The organism is Thiofilum flexile DSM 14609, assembly GCF_000380185.1.
GTDB classification, from domain to species: domain Bacteria; phylum Pseudomonadota; class Gammaproteobacteria; order Thiotrichales; family Thiotrichaceae; genus Thiofilum; species Thiofilum flexile.
On record NZ_KB904759.1, the window covers coordinates 34,897 to 53,090 of the forward strand.

The window sequence follows — 18,194 nt, forward strand, 5'->3', positions numbered from 1 at the left end:
GCCCAACTCTCTCCCTTATTGGCTATAACGCTGCATCGGCTTAGGAACGTAAGTCTCTACCGGAATCGAACCTGCATTCAGACCTAGCTTGGTCATTTGCAGATTTTGAATACGTTTGTCTATAAACAATAATGACTTGCGCCTAAATAAAAAGGTATAGGGTTGATCCTCATGTAAGATAGCCTCGGCCTCTTGCCATAGCGGTATACGTTTGGTCTCATCCACCGTTGCCCGCGCTTGATCAATCAACTTATCCAGTGCGGCACTTTGATAGTTAATAAAGTTATCGCCCCCTGTTTTGGTTTGTGAACCATGAAACATTTGATAAATATCGGTTTCAATGCCACTTGTCCACCCTAGGGTAATCGCCTCAAAGTTACGTTTATTTAGCGCCTCTTGCATCACAGGCCACTCTTGAGGTGAGGGGATTAAACGCACGCCCGCTTTGGCATATAAATCCTTTAACAGTAAGACCATACGTTTAGTATCTTCATTGGAATCACTGTAAACAAGCTTAAACTCCAGTGGCTTACCATTTTTATCCAATACACCATCTTTATTGCTATCTTTAAACCCTGCTTCTTTTAATAGTACTTGAGCTTGAGTTAAGTTATAAGGCCAAGGATCAATGGTAGGATTATGTTGCTTACTGGTGGGGCTAAAAGGACTCACCGCTATTTCACCATAACCTAAAAACACATCCTTAATAATACGTTCTCGATCTGTGATCAAGGTCATGGCTTGGCGCACGCGCTTATCCGCAAATAGGGTCGGCTTACCATTAATGGATTCATTCCATGCAATATAGCTATAGCCTGCTACGGGTGGCATATATTCAAAATTTTGGCTCTTAGCCATAATTTGTGGGTCAGCCTTAAGCGTTTGATATTCCTTAGGCCGTGCGCCATAACTATCCACCTCACCATTGCGGAAGGTGGTCAAACGCGCACTATCATTTTTAATAATACGCCACATCAACCGATCATAATTCGGTGCTAAGCCCCAATAGCGCTCATTGCGTACTAACTCAACTGTACCCTTATCCGGTGACCATTGCGTATTATCCGGTAATTTATACGGCCCACTGCCGACTAAAATGGCTTTAGATTCATTAAATTCGAGCGGCTTTTTCAGATAAGGCTCATAAATATGCTTAGGCAGAATACTTAACCCACCTGCCAACGCAAATGCCTCAAAATAGGGTTCTTTAAATACAAATTCGACGGTGTATTTATCCAGTGCTTTGACGGTGGCGATTTTTTCCAAATAAGACCGATCTCGTGCTGCGGCAATATCCTCAGTCATAATAAAAGCAAAGGTAAAGGCAACATCCTCTGCCGTGAGTGGTACACCATCAGAAAAATGTACATCATCACGCAGATTGAATGTGAATGTTAAACCATCAGGGCTAACCGTCCAGCTCTTGGCTATTAATCCCTGCCACTCTAAAGTGTCAGGATCACGATTAACTAGGCTCTCTAAAATATAGCTTTGAATCTCAGATGCATAGGCATCACTCGAAACGAGGGGGGTTAGCGTTTTTAGCTCTTGCCCAAAGGCATCGACCTGCCAGTCTCCCTGAGCGTAATCTGGCTTCTGAGTTGCTGCCAAGGCGCGATGGAATGCTGGCGCTAATGAATCATTCTTATGCGACGGTGCTGTAGCCATGGTTGTATTAGAGGCCATGCCTGTCTGGGCTGGACTCGTCATAGGCACACTAGCGGCGGTACTGCGCCACGCTTTTAATTCTTTGGTTTGATTCGCCAAGGTGGTTTGAATCGTTTTCAATTCATCCCATTGACGATCCACTTGGTACATGAGATTTATCAGTAAAGCGACTAAAGTGATTAAAATTAGGTATAAAATTAAGTCACTGGCTGTGAATCTTTTTTGCATCATTGTTCCACTCAACCGTAATTACTAGGGACTATAGAGCATTCTAGGTAGGTTTGGGTAGAGGATGAACAAATTAGAGGGGGAAAAAAGGGAAAGAAATTTGATGAAAAGGCGGACATCCTTGTCCTACTCATCCTTCACAAAACGTGAGCAAGGCTCACGGTAGATAAGTCATGATGAACCCCAAAAAGGTTCACCACTATTTAACTTTTTTTGATTTTATGAGTGCCGCCCCAGCATAGGTAGCACTCTAGTAGTCAATACTAGCCGACTTGTACTTGTATCTTACGCGGTTGAGCATGTTCGGCCTTAGGAATCGATACGGTCAGTACCCCATTTTTTTGCACTGCCTCGATTTTACTGGCATCCAGATCACGATTAAGCACAAATACGCGGCGATAACGGGTCACGGCTGGCATTTCACTATAATTAAGTTTGAAATTATCCGGCAAATCTAAAGTAACTGTACCCTCTAAAACTAGGGAAGAATTTTCCACATTAACTTGGATATTCTCTTTAGCAACCCCTGCCATTTCAGCTGTTAGGGTAAATCCGGTTTCATTTTCAATAATATTAACTAAAGGGGTCAGTATACGTTCTTGATTATTAGCTTTATTCATTGTTTTAACTCCATCATTAGCATTTTTTTGAACTACTTGAACACTCATTTTATTTCTCCTTATTGAATTTCAATGCGTTTCGGTAACGTTTCTTCTCGACGAGCGATAGAAATACGTAATACACCATCCTTATAAATAGCATTTACATGATTCACATCCACATCATCTGGTAACGATACCACTCGCTTGAACTTGCCAGAGAAGCGTTCTTGCGCGTAGACTGTAGCCCTTTCTTCATTACTAGGCGGAGTAATGACCCGCTCACCTTGTAGAGTTAGAACATTTTTATCAATTTCTAATGCTAATTGCTTAGTATCCACATCGGGTATAAAAGCTAATACCTCGACTGAATTAGGCGTGCTCCCCAAGCTAATACGTGGAAAGGTATTTTGTGTCACTTGGCGAATATTAGCGGCAGCGCCCCGGCTTTCTAATTGACGTTGCCATTGATCTAGATTTGAAAATAATTCATCTGCAAAATTTAATAACGATCCGTACATAGTTAAACTCCAATGAGTGTATCGGTTATATTGTCTTGAAACTAAGATAGGGACGACTTGATTCACTTCAAGCTTTTTTGTAAAAAATTTTCTACTTTTTTTATTTTTAGACCATACTTGAAAACGTAATACTTATCCCCATACAGATCAGGAGTTAGCCCACTTTCGTTGGGTAAAGGAGATTATTCGGTGGAATACAAAGACTATTACAAAATCTTAGGCGTGGAGCGAAGTGCTAGCGAGGATGATATTAAAAAGGCCTATCGCAAATTAGCCCGTAAATATCACCCTGATGTCAGCAAAGAGCCCGATGCGGAAGCTCGCTTTAAAGAAGTCGGCGAGGCTTATGAAGTACTAAAAGATGCTGAGAAGCGTTCAACTTATGATCAATTAGGCGCTAATTGGAAAAATGGGCAAGATTTCCGCCCACCACCCGATTGGGGTGGATTTGGATCACGCGGTGGTGCCGGTGCAGGTGGTGGCTTCTATACGGGCGGCAGTGCGGGGGGTGCTGATTTCAGTGACTTCTTTGAAAGCCTATTTGGTGGAGGTGGTTTTAGAGGTGGCAATACTGGCGGATTTGGCGGTGGCTTTGGTGGCAATGCTCAACCTAGTAAAGGTGATGATCAAACCGTCAAGTTAGCGATTGATCTTGAGGATAGCCTCAATGGTGCCAAGAAAAGCATCAGTCTACGCACCGGAAACGAAGCGCCACGCACCTTAACCGTCAATATTCCGCAAGGCGTTAAAGCAGGGCAAAAAATCCGCCTTTCTGGTCAAGGTGCTCCCGGACGTGCGGGCAATGGGGATTTATTTTTAGAAATTGAGTTTAACCCACATGCGCTATATCAAATTAATGAACGTGATTTAACCTTAAAATTACCTATTACACCGTGGGAGGCTGCCTTAGGTGCAACCGTACCTGTACCTTTACCACAAGGCGGCAGTGTAGAAATGAAAATCCCCGCTAATTCACACTCCGGTAAAAAGCTGCGTTTAAGAGGTAAGGGACTAGCAGGAAAAACCGAAACGGGTGATTTATATATTGTACTCGATATTGCCCTACCCCCAGCCGATACAGAAAGAGCTAAAGAAATTTATGAGCTAATGGCAAAAGACTTACCTTTTAATCCAAGAGCTGGATTAGGGGTTTAACTGAAATGCAAGAAGGGTAATAGTTACCCTTCTCAATAAAGCCTTACTAGTTAGACATGTTCTGAGAACTTTATAGACTCTACTTATCACTATTAACTTGATTTGCTTTTAGTAGTACTTTTTTTACTGCTTGAAGTACTCGCTTTCTTAGTCGATTTACTCGTACTTTTACGCCCCCTAAACCACCAATAAAACACCGCTACCATTAATACTATTGGAAAAGGTAATGTTTTCTCATGCTCACCTACCCATTGATAAAGCTTATCAAACCAATCACCTTGTCCTAACTTATTATCCGGTAAGGTATTTTGCTCTGACTGAGTTGAACTATTGGTTTCACGCTGTAAATGCTTATAGTTGCTAATATAGGGATTATCATTACCCTGTATGTTTGCAATGCGAGTATTACGTTTCTTTTCCCATTCATCGACTGGGTCAAGATTATTCCATGCCATCATTAGATTTTCATCGGCACGGCTCAGCTTAAAACCATAGCGTTCGCTCATATATAAATAAGCACGGGCTATATCACCAAAACGTTTATCATCTGGCTCAAATAATTTAGCACTAAAATCAATTTCAGCATTTGGCTTGCCATAAGGACGGGATTCTCCCGTAATCATGCCATAGGCAAAATTACTTCTATCTCCATTAATCTCACCAATGGCAGGCACTAGATTATGCATATCCGCCTCCATTTGGCGGAATTTAGCATTAGTATTGCGGCAATTTAACCGCCCCCCATTTTGCCAGCATTGTAATTGATGCCCAAAAGTCCAGGCTGGAACGATATGCTCCCATTCAATGCGTTTGGCGCGTTCGGGATTTTTGCGCGGGGTAAAACCACAACTACTCCAAACCGGAACTAATAGCTTTTCTTTAATTTGATACTGACAGCCCCCATAAAAATCGATGAAGTAATCGCTATACACTTGTTTAGCTAAGGCATATTTAGATTTAGCAAACGAATACGTCTCGCCTTTAATACCTTGCTGAGAGGGATAGTCAAGGGTAGCCACATTTTCATCGGGCAAATCGCCGGGTAAATAGTCAGCCCTAATAGTTGAGCTGACTAATAAGAGACCCAAAACGCATAAGCTATTCGCCCCACTGCTCTTTAAATTGTTCCAATTGACGTCGTTCATGTTTATCCGGTTTATGTTTAGGCATAATGACACCATGCAAACGGCGCATTTCTTGTTGCTCTTCACGGGCGGCTTTTTGATGCTCATCTTCTTGATACAACAATACCGCCTCTTTAGCGGGACGGCGTTGTTCATTTAAGCCCAACACGGTTACTAGCCAAGTATCCATGTCGCGGGTGATTTTTAATTGATCACCCATGTGTACCGAGCGGGAGGGTTTAACGCGCTCATCATTGACATGAACTTTCCCACCACTAATCGCTTCGGTAGCCAGCGCTCGTGTTTTAAAAAAACGTGCTGCCCATAGCCATTTATCTAAGCGTTGTTCAGTGATTGGCTCAGAAGGAGTGGCCACTCCACTACGTGCTCTTCCCATTCGTCCTCTTTTACGCGTGCGGCGTAGACAAAGCGCCCTTTAATGGATTCACCCGCCTCGTGAATACTATTAGGGTCGCCAGTAATTAAATGATGCCAAGGCGGCAAAGGATGCCCTTCTTGCAAGAGTCGATACGAACAACTCGGCGGCATCCAATATAAAGCCTCTAAATTATCGGGGGTGAGTTTTAAGCAATCCGGTACTCTGACCTCACGCTGGGTATAATCGCTACAGCGGCAGGTCTCGCACTCCAATAGGTCACAGGCCACATCAGTATAATAAACCGTACCATCGTCTTCATCTTCCAGCTTAATTAGACAGCACTTAGCACACTGATCACAAAGGCTTTCCCATTGCTCACGATTCATATCGGAGAGCGGTATAGCCTCCCACCAAGGCAGATTTGATTCACTCATGTGTATTTGGACTCGTTTTCATAGTAGTTAGACGCTGCTCTAAAGCAGGATAGTCTGCGGTCGTGCTGTAATAAAATACTTCTGACCCCTGATTATCTTGCATAATAATCAAATTTTTAGCGGGATACAGCCACCAAGTGACACGCTCATCCGCTTTAACCGTATTCATAGGGGTGCCAAAATGGGTTTGAATTTGCTCACTGGAGTAATCCACCACCGGAATATAGACCAAATACTTGATCAGAAAACTATTAGCCTCTAGCACATTTTTTTCAGCTAACTCATAACGCCAAGTCCCTGTAGGCTGTGGTTTGCGCTCGGTATGTGCCTCGACAAAACGCTCAATCGTCGCCTTATCAGCTTGTAATTCGCCCACAATTTTAGCCTCAAACACGCCCAAGCGTTTCTTACCGTAATAGCCCTCTAAAGTACGTTCACCTGTAGGCGTTTCAAATACCGCTACCTCCGGCACACTACGCAATTGTTCCGCTAATTGGCGCAAAGTAACCTTGCCCACCGACACGCCAAATACCTGCGTTATACCCTCTGGCGATATTTGTATTTGCCACGGTAAATCCTCTACTGTGATCGTAGTGGTTCTAGGAGTAAAAACTCCCCAAGCTACTAGACCCGCTATTACTATAGCCACTAGCAGCCCTATATTCCTTTTCATTGCTTCATCCTATTACACATAATCTTCCTCACTCGCACCATATTCCGTCAATAATTCAACCAGCTCCGATACATAGCGCTTTAAATACTTATTTTTGAGCCATGCCACGCGTGTGGTGGAAACGGGCAATAAATGGGCTAAATCACGTAGGGTTAAATCATCATCATGAATATGCGAATAGGCCATTTTAGCAATAATACCCGCCCCAAACCCTAAGCGCACATAGCTCAAAATGACATCGGTATCGGTCGCGGCAAAGCTTACATCTAGCTCATAACCTTGATCACGAAACGTTTGTTGAATTTTGCCGCGTCCGGTAAAGCCAAAGACGTAGGTTAGAATGGGATACTGAGCAATGCGCTCTAGCGTCAAAACCCCTTCTTCTAATGGATGCCCCGCCGCAACGACTAAACCATGATTCCAATCATAACATTTTTCACTAGCTAAGCCGGGAGCAGTCGCTAACTCCTCGGTACACACCGCAATATCTGCCACCCCATCGCGTAGCATTTGCACGAGCTGTGCGGGATTACCTTGTAATAGGTGAATAGTGACCTTGGGGTAACGCTGGCGAAATTCGAGCAGCACTTCGGGTAAAAAATACTTGGCCTGCGTGTGAGTAGTCGCAATCCGAATTTCACCACTAGTAGTCATGCGAAAATCATCTGCAATCGCGCGAATATTTTCCATGGTCTGATCAATAGTATCGATTTGCTGTACTATTGCTTGGCATAAAGGTGTTGCTCCTACTAAGCGCTTACCCTTACGCTCAAACAGAGGCATACCCAGCTCATCTTCCAATAAGGCTAATTGCCGACTCACCGCCGATTGCACTACAAAATGTTGGTCTGCGGCACGAGAGACACTGAGTCCGTTGTAATACAGTGTCTTGAGTAGTTGCAGTTGAAAAAGTTTCATATTAAATAACCCGATATAATTATCTAATTATATCGTTTTTCAAGATTTAAGAATAGAGGTAGCCTAGCCACACATTGAAGTAATAAACAGCGAAGACGCGACATTATGGATACTCAAACTTATCAATATGACACCGATCTTGAGCTATACACTGATAAAGCTCTTGAAGAAGCCACTGCTACAGCTACCTCAACGCCCGCAACACCTAATGAAACAACAGAATACTGGGTCTTTGACAACGGTATCTGCGGCTAAGCCTATCACTCTGGTAATACTTTACACCCCAGCCCTAAGAACTAATAATTATCGTCTCTGATAATGGATGGAGGTGTTTACAATGAGTATTGATCGTATGGTACTCGCCTTTGCAGGCATAATGATTTTGCTGTCAGTAGCCTTAGCCGCATATGTGAATCCGCTCTGGATTTGGCTCACGATATTCGTAGGTCTTAACTTATTACAATCAGCTTTTACAGGCTTTTGTCCACTCGCCTTGCTGCTAAAAAAGATGGGTTATCAACCCGGAGAAGCTTTTAAATAATTCGTTTTATTCCACCTAAGACAAGTAGGTTAACTTATCTTAGGTGCTAGAGTCTGCGGCTAAATCACCTTAGCTCATAAAAGGATAATCGGTATAACCCGTCGCTCCAGGTGTATAGAAAGTCTGTGGATTAGGTGCATTCCAAGGGGCCTGAGTGCGAATGCGCTCCGGCAAATCTGGATTCGCTAAAAACCCTGTACCAAACGCCACCGCATCGAGTTGCCCGTTTTGAATAGCCCGCTCAGCCTCGTCTGCACTATAGCCCATATTGCCAATAATCGTGCCATTATAAATCTCGCGCATTGGTGTTAGCACATCACCTTTTTGTAGTCCAAAAACGTCACCACGCATAATATGCAAGTAGGCTAACTTGAAACTATTCAGGCGCTCTGCTAAGAACCGCGCTAAACCAATCGGATCACTATCGATCATACTGCCATAGCTATTTAATAGCGATAACCGTAAACCCACACGCTCGCTACCGATTTCAGCAGAAACCGCTTTAAGCACTTCAAATAAGAAACGGGCACGATTCTCCATCGAACCGCCATAATTACCCGTACGCTTATTGGAGCCATCACGTAAGAACTGATCAATTAAATAACCATTGGCACCATGTATCTCAACACCATCAAAACCGGCTTGCTTGGCATAGCGGGCGGCTTGAGCAAAGGCCTGCACTAAACCCGGAATTTCATCATCACTTACCGCACGCGGTACGACATATGCTGATTTGCCTTTGGGGGTGTGCGTTTCGCCCTCAATCGCAATGGCACTGGCTGAAATCGGTTGTTGCCCATTACACATATCAGGGTGAGCAGAACGTCCGGCATGCCAAATTTGGAGGAAAATTTTACCATTTTTAGCATGTACTGCTTGGGTGACTTGCTTCCATGCCTGCATTTGCTCCTCAGTGTAAATACCCGGTTCGGCAATAAACGCCGAGGTATTTGGTAGAATCATGGTGCATTCGGTGATAATCAACCCTGCACTGGCCCGTTGAGCATAATACTCAGCCATGAGCGCATTGGGCACATGCTCCAACCCGGCACGAGAGCGAGTCAAGGGAGCCATAATGGCACGATTAGCAAGACTTAATTCGCCCAAACGCATCGGTTCTAATAATTTCATATTCACTAACTATCCTTTCTTTTTTTGGTTTGCTGATTCTATCTATTTAAAGGCTAAAAGCTGTTATCCCTGATAAAAAATGGGTATTGCTATAAATGGGTCAGAGAATCACAACACCAAAAGACTCGGCTAAAGCAGTGCTTTAATAGCTGCTGCTAACTCCGCTGGTGGTACAGCGTGCTCTATTAGTTTCTGTACCTTACCCTCTTTATCAATAACATATAGGGTAGAGGTATGATCCATCATATAGCCTAAGGCTGAGTCTGGCAGAGGTACTTTACGAAAAAAAGCATGATATTGTCGCGCAATCTGTTCTAAATCCTCCGACCGACTCGATACCCCACGAATATTCGGGTGAAAATACTGCGCATAACGATTGACTTGCTGCAAAGTATCCCGCTCTGGGTCGATGGAAACCAATAGCCCCTGTACTTGTTTTAATTGCTCAGGTGTTAATAAATTAAAGGCCGCTTTCATAGTACCCATCGAGGTAGGACAGACATCGGGGCAGGCCGTATAGCCAAAATACATCACCACCACTTTACCCTTAAAATCGCTCAGCTTGACCTCGCCTTGATCAGAGTTCAGGGTAAAGTCGCCCCCTTCTGGTAATAAAGAGGGGCTGTATTGAGTCTGATAAGTAGCTCCTAGTTGTGGAGTCGCCAGCCATCCTGCGGCGGCCCAAGCCAAAGCCACACCTATCACTATTGCAAGGATTATCCCTACTATCGTTTGTTTATTTAGCATTCTCTGAACCTGTTTAAAACCGAGCTAATCCCCAATTCCCTGAGCCAACTAACCCTAATGCGTGTCTGACCAAGAATACGCTACACTGCGCCCCAATTTCATTACTCACCACTACTAAATCGTGACTACTACTAAACGCACCACCTGCTACGAATGCGATGCTAATTGCTTATTTGATGTTACTGTGAATGACCAAGGGATTGCTACTGCCGTAAAAGGACCTGACTGCCCACGCGGTCAAATGCAACTAGAGCGCCAATACCATCCCGAACGCTTACTCTACCCACTCAAACGTGTAGGCGCTAAAGGTTCGGGGCAATTTGAGCGTATTAGCTGGGAGGAAGCCCTCGATACCATCGCACAGGAATTGAATAAAGCTAAAGCCACTTATGGTGCTCCTGCAGTAGGCTTTTTCGCAGGCTATACCAAAGAAGCTCGCCCCCAGTTACAACGCCTTGCTCACGCGTTTGGTAGTCCTAACTATTTAACCGAATCTGGTTGCTGTTTTTCCGCGACCATGGTGGCAGAAAAACTCACCTATGGGCACAAAATTAAAACCACCTCGACCATTGAATCGCCCAAAACTAAATGCGTTTTGGTGTGGTCGACCAATGCTGTTGGCTCCATTCCCCCGTTTGATACCCATCATCTCAATCGGCGCAAAAAAAATCGACATATGATTGTGGTCGATCCACGTCGTACCGAAACCGCTGAATTAGCCGATATTCACCTACAAATTCGCCCCGGTACTGATGGTGCATTGGCCTTGGGCTTTCATCATTTAATCTTTAAGAACGGTTGGCAAGATCAGGCTTTTTTGGATGAATGGGCTAATGGTCTGCCTGCCTTTATAGAGTATATTCAAGCCTTTACTCCCGAAAGAGTAGCGTCTATTTGTGGCATTGAAGAAGCCAAACTACGCGCAGCCGTCGAGCTTTTTGCCACTACAAAACCCGCGCAAATTGCTATGTCACCGACCTCTACCGTGCAACACAGTAATGGTTTTCAAAATCATCGTGCCATGATTTTACTCTCTGCTGTTACGGGTAATATTGATCGTGAAGGCGGCAATCGCTTTTTTAATGACAAAGTTTTACCGAAGCCAATTGAGCTATTTGATAAGTGCCGTAATGAACTCCCGCCGCGTATTGGTGATGAATCCTTCCCGATTTGGACAAAATATTGGCCTGCGGCTCAAAGTATGCTAATGCCTGATTGTATTTTAGAGGGTAAACCACAACCCTTACGTGCATTACTCGCTATGGGTATTAATACCGCCATGTGGGCTAACTCTAAACGCATGGAGCAAGCGTTAGGCGCATTAGACTTTTTTGCCGTGTCCGACTTTTTCCATAATCCTGCTACTTTACAAGCAGATATTGTCTTACCGGCTGCTACCAATTTAGAGCGCCCTGCCCTCATCGCTTATCCGGGCTGTGCCTATCAGGGTGAGGTCAAGTATCGCCATCAAGCCCTAGCACCACGCGGCGAGGCCAAAGCAGATGGACAAATTTTCCTAGAGTTAGGGGTTAAATTAGGTATGCCTGATTTATTCTGGCAGGGTAATTTAGAGGCCTCTTGGGCAGAAATGGCCTCAGGCTTGCCGGATGAAATACGCGAGGAGGCTTATAACAATCCTGATGGTGTAGTGGTCTATAGTCCGGTTATTGAGGAGTTAGTCGAGCATGGCTATTTAGATGCGGATCGGCAATGGCGCTTATATGGCTTTAAGACAGTATCCGGTAAAGTAGAGTTTGATTCAGAAGAATTAAAAGCACAGGGCTATGACGGTTTACCCGTGTATAAAGAGCCTGCTGAGAGTCCATTGTCTACCCCAGAACTATGGAAGGACTATCCACTCGTACTCACCTCAGGTGGGCGGCAAAAGTACTTTACTCATTCACAGCAACACAATGTGGCTGCCATGCTGAAATACGACCCCCGCCCCCGTATTCAAATTCACCCCACCGATGCAACAGAGCGAGGTATTCAAACGGGTGATGCTGTAGAGGTGAAATCACCCCGTGGTCATGTAACCTTTTATGCCGATGTGACGGATATTATGAAGCCCGGAGTGGTGCATTGTTTTCACGGTTGGAATAATGCCAATATTAATGAGCTAACTGATGATAAACATTTAGACCCTATCAGCGGCTTCCCGCCCTTTAAATCACTATTATGCCAAGTAACTAAAAGTTAGTTTACTCACTCTGAAACCCATTAATACGTAGAACTTGCCACCTTAAAAATCCTCGTCCTATTAGATTAGGACGGGGATAAAATCAGCTAGCTACTGTCCAATATACTCTAGACAATTGACTTTGCCCAATAGGTCGCTCTTTTTGAGCGCGTAGGGTTTCTACAAAAAATGCAATGAAATAACCACCCCAGAAACCATAGCCAAATGAGCCTATATAATTTAAATAAGGCCAATTTGACCAAGGTAGGGACTCTAATTGCCCAACTTTTAAGAGGTAATACCATACTGTCAAACCTAACGCACAAAAAAACGGGCCTAAGCTGCCCGGAAAAATAAAGCGCTTTTTATTGGTGACATAAAATACCCCGCGTGGCGAACGTAAAATAAGCTCATTAACCAAAAATGCTAATATCATCCCTAATACCCATGCAACAAAATGGGTCGGTACATAACCAAATGTCTGCCAAACTAAGTAAGCTGAAAATAGTAATACGGCTAAAGCAGTAACTAACAACAGTCCTTTGCTGGTGACATGGGCGCGACTTAAGCGCAGGGTGATGAGCAATAAGACTGCAAACACCAAGGTCAACCACCATGGGTTAACTAAATTCCAAACCATGCTATTCTCCTTAACCTCAGCATCGAGGATATGGTGACAACCATCACCTATCCTTTGTATATAGTCCAAAGGTGCTAGAGTAAGGGGCTAAGTTTCTAAGATAACAGCCACTTTTAGCTAAACGGCACTGTCTTTTCTTTAATAGCTTGAGGTGCAATGTGCAATTTTTAAATGGCATTACCCTGTTATTAATTTTTCAATTAGCAGGTGAAATCACGGGAGTATGGTTTCAGTTACCTATTCCGGGGCCCGTGATTGGTATGGGGTATTTATTACTAGCTCTCTTACTTTATCGTGGTGTACCGGCTGCACTAGATGCGGCAGCTAATGGCTTACTCATGCATTTATCCTTGCTATTTGTACCTGCTGGAGTAGGTCTAATAGTGTATTTTGATTATATTGCTCGCGAATGGTTGCCCATTACTATTGCGGTATTCGTTAGTACGATAGTCACGCTCGGCTTTAGTGCGCTTTTAATGCAAATCCTACAACGTTATTTTAAACGCTCATCATGACCCCAGCAGAATCCTCCCTCTCCCAACTATGGGTCTATTTAGCCGCCTCACCCTTGTTTGGACTCACCTTAACCTTAGTGGCCTATGGGATAGCCTATCGCTTGTATTTAGCCTCGCGCTCCTCGCCCCTCTGTAATCCGGTCGCTACTACCATAGCCCTGATTATTGCGGTATTACTCTTCACTCATATTTCTTATCAAGACTATTTTTCGGGCGCACAGTTTGTGCATTTTTTACTAGGCCCTGCTACGGTAGCGTTAGCCATTCCGCTGTATCGCCAGCTCAGAAAAGTCCAGCAAATCTTTATTCCGCTAGTGATTACTTTAGTGTGTGGTAGTGCAGTAGGAGCCTTAAGTGCGCTTTATACCGCTAAGCTATTAGGGGCTTCTGAACCTGTGTTAATGTCCTTAGTTCCTAAATCTGTCACCACGCCTATTGCTATGAGTATTGCTAAATTACTCGGTGGCATTCCACCGCTAACGGCGGTATTGGTGGTTATTACTGGCATTATCGGAGCCTTGCTGGGCACGCGCTTAATGCAGTTATTAGGGATTCAAGACGATAGTGTTAAAGGGATAGCCATGGGTATAGCGGCACATGGCATAGGTACGGCACGCGCGTTTCAAGTATCGTCCGAAATGGGGGCTTTTGCAGGTTTAGCGATGGCATTGTCGGCTTTCGTAGCCTCACTAGTATTGCCACCGCTAATTCATCTGTTAGGGTTTTAAATACCTAAAAGCTTAAGCCGGAACAAATTGGGCTACATAGGACTTGCGATTATGCAGCATTTGATAAAACAGTGGCTCGAAATCGGCTACTACCGAGGTTTTAACCGCTTCTAAGGCTAATAGATGCTCTGCCCATGCTTTCACTTTAGGCGTATGAGCAAAGGCTTGTAAATCATAGTGCTTGCTCAATACCGCTAAACGCATAAACAAGGGGGCATAGGCCGCATCAATCAGATTGAGTGACTCTCCATTAAAAAAGGGCGTGGCGTGCATCTGCTGCTCGACCCAACCCATTTGCTCTTTTAAGGTGCTTAATGCTTTAGTAAAAACAGCCTCATCTGGAGTCGTCATTAATTCATATTGCGTACCTAACATCGCACCACTGTATTCAATCCAAGCACGATTATAGGCTTTGTCGATGGGGTCATGTGGATGCAGGAGCGGTGGATTAAGCTCCGAGACTAGCTCCATAATCACCGCCGATTCAAAAATCACACGCTCATGATCCACCTGCACAATCGGCACTTTGCCTAAAGGGGATAAGGCTTTAAACCAATCAGGTGGGTTCATGATGTCAATATAATCAATATCATAAGGAATCTTGCAGTAATTGAGTACAATCACACTGCGCTGTACATACGGGCACAGTTTAAAACTCACCAGACGTAAATGATGGGACATAGTATTAACCTAGTTAAGGTGATAAAACGGCATGATAGAGTTAGCCCTATTACACCTGCAACCCATAAGGTTAGGAGTAGGCTATGCGACCTATTGTGATTATTGCCAATACCCCCACCGCGAATACTTACGCTCTGCGCGAAGCTGTAGCACGAGGAGCACAACAGAGCACTGTACCTATTCAAGTGTTAAGCCCGCTAGAGGCCAATAGTTTTCATATTTTGCAAAGCTCGGCGGTGATAGTGGGTACGACAGAAAATTTTGGCTATATGAGTGGGGCTTTAAAGGATTTTTTTGAACGCATTTATTACCCCTGTTTAGAGTCTACTCAAGGCTTGCCTGTGGCACTGTATGTGCGAGCAGGTAATGATGGCACAGGTACGGTACAGAGTGTGACACGAATTTTAACCGGATTACGTTGGAAGTTAATCCAAGAACCTTTGGTATTCAAGGGCGCTTGGCAGCCTGAGTTTTTAAAGAATGCGGAGGAATTAGGAGAGGCGGTGGCTCTTGGAGTGGAGCTGGGGGTATTTTAGTGTCAAACACTAAAAAATTCTCTTTACCTAAATGAAATCCCCTCTAAACTTAGAAAAGTCTTGGTTTTAAATGGATATACTTGATGCTTTACGAAAAGCTCAACCCCAAAAATGCCTATATCTGGCGGATAATTCATCGAAAAAACCTCTCTTGGGTTTTTGAGAATGGTTTACATTCTGGCAACAGCCCAATCAGATCAGCTACATGGATTAATATTGGTAATGAAGAACTGATTAACCGAAGGGCAGCCCGAAAGGTACCTTTACCACCAGGCGGTACACTCAATGACTACGTACCATTCTACTTCACACCATTCTCACCCATGATGTACAACATCCATACTGGGTGCGGCGGTGTGCTACCAGTAAGCAATAACGACATAGTTATTCTAGTTTCTAGCTTATACAAAGTAGCCGAACTAGGCTTGATGTTTTTGTTTACTGACCGTCATGCCTATCTGTCAACAGCAAACTACTATCGTGACCTTGATAAGTTAAGCGAAATAGATTGGCCAAGATTGCAGCAGCGTAATTTCCAGCGTGATCTGTCTGATCCTGAAAAAATTGAGCGCTACCAAGCTGAAGCATTAATTTATCAACAGGCTCCTCTTAAGATATTAATAGGTGCAATTTGCTATACTAAACAGGTACAAGAAGAACTACAGCAACAGGCAATACAAATCGGGATAACGTTAGATATCCATTGTAGAGCTAGCTGGTATTTTTAGGAGAAAGGCATGATTACTTACACACAAGGCAACCTGCTGGATGCTGATGCAGAAGCATTGGTTAATACCGTCAATACGGTCGGTGTGATGGGTAAAGGCATCGCACTAATGTTCAAGGAACGCTTCCCCATTAATATGGCCGCTTATGCTGAAGCTTGTAAAAAGCAACAAATACAAACTGGTAAAATGTTTGTTACTGAAACCAAAGAGCTGATGGGACCACGCTGGATTATCAACTTCCCCACAAAACAACACTGGCGTAGCCGCTCACAAATACAGTGGATTATTGATGGGTTGGACGATCTGCGGCGTTTTATTGAGCAAAATGATATTCACTCTATAGCCATTCCACCATTGGGTTCGGGTAATGGCGGCTTGGACTGGGCAGAAGTCAAACCTCATATTGAAAAAATATTAGGTGATTTAATAAATGTCAATATTCTAATTTATGAGCCTACCGCAAAATACCAAAATATATCTAAAACTAAAGGTGTTGAAAAACTTACGCCTGCTAGAGCTATGATTGCCGAGCTAGTACGCCTTTACTGGGTATTGGGTATGGAATGCAGCTTCCTAGAAATCCAAAAGCTGGCATGGTTTCTGGATCGAGCTATTAACTCCGAACACCTTGAAAATCCGCTTAAACTGCACTTCAAGGCACATAATTACGGCCCCTATGCTGATAACCTGAGACATTTACTAGATGGTCTTGATGGTAGTTATCTGAAAAGCGACAAACGTATCAGCGACTGTGCACCTCTAGATGTGATTTGGTTCAATGATGAGAAACACCGTACAGTAACAACCTATCTGAGGACAGAAGCTAAAGCATGGTTGCCTGCGCTTCAGAAGACCGCTCGCCTCATTGATGGCTTTGAATCGCCATATGGTATGGAGCTACTGGCAACAGTGGATTGGTTGCTTAGTGAAGCAGGGGTGGAGCCTGATAAAACAGCCTTACAGAAAAGCCTATCTGACTGGCCAGCTGGAAAACAGTGGGCACAGCGTAAAGTAAAGCTGTTCGATGAAACACACTTGGGTTTGGCATTAGAGCGTTTGCAGCAAGTAGCGTTTTGATTTCTTTATTCTATGGGGCGAGATTGCCTCACCCCTAAAAATCCCCCGCAGCCCCCCGTTTCATAATATCAGTCATAATCGTTTGTACTTTAGTCACTTCTGCCAATAACTCTGGAGGTAAAGCCTTACCGCCATAAATCATCATATCCATATCTAACGCATAGAGATTATAGTTACCTGCTTTATCCTGCACCATGGCAATCCGGCACGGTAAATAGGCTGAAAAGGCATCGCTATAATCCAGCATTTTCATTGCAACTTGTGGATTACAAAATTGATAAATCTTGAGAAAACGCTGTTCCTTGCCGGTTTCTACTTTCACTTGTTGCGAAGGGAATAATTCACCCACTAGTTTCATATTATGCTCATTGGCTACCAACTTCATGGCCTCTTCGGCATCTTCGGGCGAAACACCGTCCGCGAGTGGGTATTTCAGCGCAGTGGCATCAGCGGCATTGCCGAACTCTTTGAGCTTTTTCCAGAAGGTCGTATAAACCGCTTTGGCTTTAGGGTCGAACTGGTCTAGCACCGTTTTTTCTGCTACTAGATCAATGTCATCGGGTTGCGAGGCCACCGCATTCAATTGCAGATAAACAAAACCCGTCCCCATGAGCGTTAACAGGCCAATAAGGGCTAAAATATTGCGAATAATCGTCATAAATCCTCCTAGGTATTCCCGCTGTTATACAATATCTGGCTCTATCACACTAGCTGCCTACTAACTCACCCCAGGGCAATCGCTTGAACCCTGCTATATAAATAGAGGATAAGTAAGGCTTTTACTCCGAGAGCCGTCAAGATGCCAAACACTCCTCCTATCCCCCCTACCCAATGCCCACCTCCTGCCAATGCCGTAAGCCGTCTGATGGAACATCTGGCAAGCCTACGCGATCCGCGCCAACTCGCCAAAGTGATCTATCCGCTGCCCGAGATCCTATTACTGGGTCTAGCGGCCACCTTGGCAGGGGCAGATGATGGGGTAGAAATGGTGC

23 protein-coding genes are annotated in these 18,194 nt (G+C 44.2%); 10 read left to right on the plus strand and 13 right to left on the minus strand.

Features of this window, described 5'->3' with window-relative positions; translation table 11 throughout:
• Positions 1-15: 15 nt before the first annotated feature.
• The 3 genes from A3IK_RS0107785 to A3IK_RS0107795 form a co-directional block, all read right to left on the minus strand.
• The gene (locus A3IK_RS0107785; protein ID WP_020559417.1) at positions 16-1,899 is read right to left on the minus strand and encodes a peptide-binding protein; all 1,884 of its coding nucleotides are present in this window, start codon (positions 1,897-1,899) and stop codon (positions 16-18) included.
• 260 nt (positions 1,900-2,159) lie between these two features.
• Entirely contained in the window at positions 2,160-2,564 is a 405-nt protein-coding gene (locus tag A3IK_RS0107790) for an Hsp20/alpha crystallin family protein (protein WP_020559418.1), read from the minus strand.
• Positions 2,565-2,575: 11 nt separating this feature from the next.
• A complete protein-coding gene (locus A3IK_RS0107795; protein ID WP_020559419.1) occupies positions 2,576-3,016 on the minus strand; it encodes an Hsp20/alpha crystallin family protein in 441 nt (146 codons plus the stop codon).
• Between the two features lie 189 nt (positions 3,017-3,205).
• Here A3IK_RS0107795 and A3IK_RS0107800 point away from each other — a divergent pair, with 189 nt between their 5' ends.
• Positions 3,206-4,171 (plus strand): DnaJ C-terminal domain-containing protein, encoded by a 966-nt coding sequence (locus tag A3IK_RS0107800; RefSeq protein ID WP_020559420.1) that lies wholly within the window; start codon positions 3,206-3,208, stop codon positions 4,169-4,171.
• 92 nt (positions 4,172-4,263) lie between these two features.
• On the opposite strand, the gene A3IK_RS20780 is transcribed toward A3IK_RS0107800, so the two are convergent.
• From A3IK_RS20780 to A3IK_RS0107825, 5 genes are read right to left on the minus strand one after another with little or no spacing between them, the layout of a single operon-like run.
• The gene (locus A3IK_RS20780) at positions 4,264-5,316 is read right to left on the minus strand and encodes an endonuclease (RefSeq protein WP_083915695.1); all 1,053 of its coding nucleotides are present in this window, start codon (positions 5,314-5,316) and stop codon (positions 4,264-4,266) included.
• Positions 5,270-5,692, minus strand: a complete 423-nt coding sequence (locus A3IK_RS0107810; protein ID WP_051081555.1) for an RNA-binding S4 domain-containing protein — start codon at positions 5,690-5,692, stop codon at positions 5,270-5,272. Before A3IK_RS0107810 ends, A3IK_RS20780 begins: the two co-directional genes overlap by 47 nt.
• On the minus strand, positions 5,632-6,108 hold the full coding sequence (locus A3IK_RS0107815) for a YcgN family cysteine cluster protein (RefSeq protein WP_020559423.1): 477 nt from the start codon (positions 6,106-6,108) through the stop codon (positions 5,632-5,634). The genes A3IK_RS0107810 and A3IK_RS0107815 overlap by 61 nt, the downstream gene beginning before the upstream one ends.
• A complete protein-coding gene (locus A3IK_RS0107820; protein WP_020559424.1) occupies positions 6,101-6,781 on the minus strand; it encodes a hypothetical protein in 681 nt (226 codons plus the stop codon). Before A3IK_RS0107820 ends, A3IK_RS0107815 begins: the two co-directional genes overlap by 8 nt.
• Positions 6,782-6,793: 12 nt before the next feature.
• A complete protein-coding gene (locus A3IK_RS0107825) occupies positions 6,794-7,699 on the minus strand; it encodes a LysR substrate-binding domain-containing protein (RefSeq protein WP_020559425.1) in 906 nt (301 codons plus the stop codon).
• A gap of 105 nt (positions 7,700-7,804) precedes the next feature.
• Between A3IK_RS0107825 and A3IK_RS21290 the strand changes: the two genes are divergently transcribed.
• Entirely contained in the window at positions 7,805-7,954 is a 150-nt protein-coding gene (locus tag A3IK_RS21290) for a hypothetical protein (RefSeq protein ID WP_020559426.1), read from the plus strand.
• An 82-nt stretch (positions 7,955-8,036) separates the two neighbouring features.
• Positions 8,037-8,240, plus strand: coding sequence for a YgaP family membrane protein (locus A3IK_RS0107830; RefSeq protein WP_020559427.1), 204 nt, complete (start codon positions 8,037-8,039; stop codon positions 8,238-8,240).
• A gap of 69 nt (positions 8,241-8,309) precedes the next feature.
• On the opposite strand, the gene A3IK_RS0107835 is transcribed toward A3IK_RS0107830, so the two are convergent.
• Together A3IK_RS0107835 and A3IK_RS0107840 are read right to left on the minus strand one after the other, a co-directional pair.
• Positions 8,310-9,371, minus strand: a complete 1,062-nt coding sequence (locus A3IK_RS0107835; RefSeq protein ID WP_020559428.1) for an alkene reductase — start codon at positions 9,369-9,371, stop codon at positions 8,310-8,312.
• A gap of 129 nt (positions 9,372-9,500) precedes the next feature.
• Positions 9,501-10,118, minus strand: a complete 618-nt coding sequence (locus A3IK_RS0107840) for an SCO family protein (RefSeq protein ID WP_020559429.1) — start codon at positions 10,116-10,118, stop codon at positions 9,501-9,503.
• A gap of 121 nt (positions 10,119-10,239) precedes the next feature.
• Between A3IK_RS0107840 and A3IK_RS0107845 the strand changes: the two genes are divergently transcribed.
• The gene (locus A3IK_RS0107845) at positions 10,240-12,318 is read left to right on the plus strand and encodes a molybdopterin-containing oxidoreductase family protein (protein WP_040848872.1); all 2,079 of its coding nucleotides are present in this window, start codon (positions 10,240-10,242) and stop codon (positions 12,316-12,318) included.
• Between the two features lie 82 nt (positions 12,319-12,400).
• On the opposite strand, the gene A3IK_RS0107850 is transcribed toward A3IK_RS0107845, so the two are convergent.
• Positions 12,401-12,937: a hypothetical protein gene (locus A3IK_RS0107850; RefSeq protein WP_020559431.1), complete on the minus strand. Its 537-nt coding sequence runs from the start codon at positions 12,935-12,937 to the stop codon at positions 12,401-12,403.
• A 158-nt stretch (positions 12,938-13,095) separates the two neighbouring features.
• Here A3IK_RS0107850 and A3IK_RS0107855 point away from each other — a divergent pair, with 158 nt between their 5' ends.
• Together A3IK_RS0107855 and A3IK_RS0107860 are read left to right on the plus strand one after the other, a co-directional pair.
• A complete protein-coding gene (locus A3IK_RS0107855; protein WP_020559432.1) occupies positions 13,096-13,452 on the plus strand; it encodes a CidA/LrgA family protein in 357 nt (118 codons plus the stop codon).
• Positions 13,449-14,180: an LrgB family protein gene (locus tag A3IK_RS0107860; RefSeq protein ID WP_020559433.1), complete on the plus strand. Its 732-nt coding sequence runs from the start codon at positions 13,449-13,451 to the stop codon at positions 14,178-14,180. Before A3IK_RS0107855 ends, A3IK_RS0107860 begins: the two co-directional genes overlap by 4 nt.
• A gap of 12 nt (positions 14,181-14,192) precedes the next feature.
• On the opposite strand, the gene A3IK_RS0107865 is transcribed toward A3IK_RS0107860, so the two are convergent.
• A complete protein-coding gene (locus A3IK_RS0107865; protein WP_020559434.1) occupies positions 14,193-14,861 on the minus strand; it encodes a glutathione S-transferase family protein in 669 nt (222 codons plus the stop codon).
• Between the two features lie 83 nt (positions 14,862-14,944).
• Here A3IK_RS0107865 and A3IK_RS0107870 point away from each other — a divergent pair, with 83 nt between their 5' ends.
• The 3 genes from A3IK_RS0107870 to darG all read left to right on the plus strand — a co-directional run bounded on the left by A3IK_RS0107870 (position 14,945) and on the right by darG (position 17,202).
• Positions 14,945-15,397, plus strand: coding sequence for a flavodoxin family protein (locus A3IK_RS0107870; RefSeq protein ID WP_020559435.1), 453 nt, complete (start codon positions 14,945-14,947; stop codon positions 15,395-15,397).
• A gap of 83 nt (positions 15,398-15,480) precedes the next feature.
• Entirely contained in the window at positions 15,481-16,125 is a 645-nt protein-coding gene (gene darT / locus A3IK_RS0107875; RefSeq protein WP_020559436.1) for a type II toxin-antitoxin system toxin DNA ADP-ribosyl transferase DarT, read from the plus strand.
• A gap of 9 nt (positions 16,126-16,134) precedes the next feature.
• The gene (darG, locus tag A3IK_RS0107880) at positions 16,135-17,202 is read left to right on the plus strand and encodes a type II toxin-antitoxin system antitoxin DNA ADP-ribosyl glycohydrolase DarG (protein WP_020559437.1); all 1,068 of its coding nucleotides are present in this window, start codon (positions 16,135-16,137) and stop codon (positions 17,200-17,202) included.
• 34 nt (positions 17,203-17,236) lie between these two features.
• Here darG and A3IK_RS0107885 read toward each other — a convergent pair whose 3' ends face one another.
• Positions 17,237-17,860, minus strand: coding sequence for a DUF302 domain-containing protein (locus A3IK_RS0107885; protein ID WP_020559438.1), 624 nt, complete (start codon positions 17,858-17,860; stop codon positions 17,237-17,239).
• Positions 17,861-18,001: 141 nt separating this feature from the next.
• Between A3IK_RS0107885 and A3IK_RS0107890 the strand changes: the two genes are divergently transcribed.
• On the plus strand, positions 18,002-18,194 hold a 193-nt coding region (locus A3IK_RS0107890), incomplete at its 3' end, for a transposase family protein (RefSeq protein ID WP_020559439.1).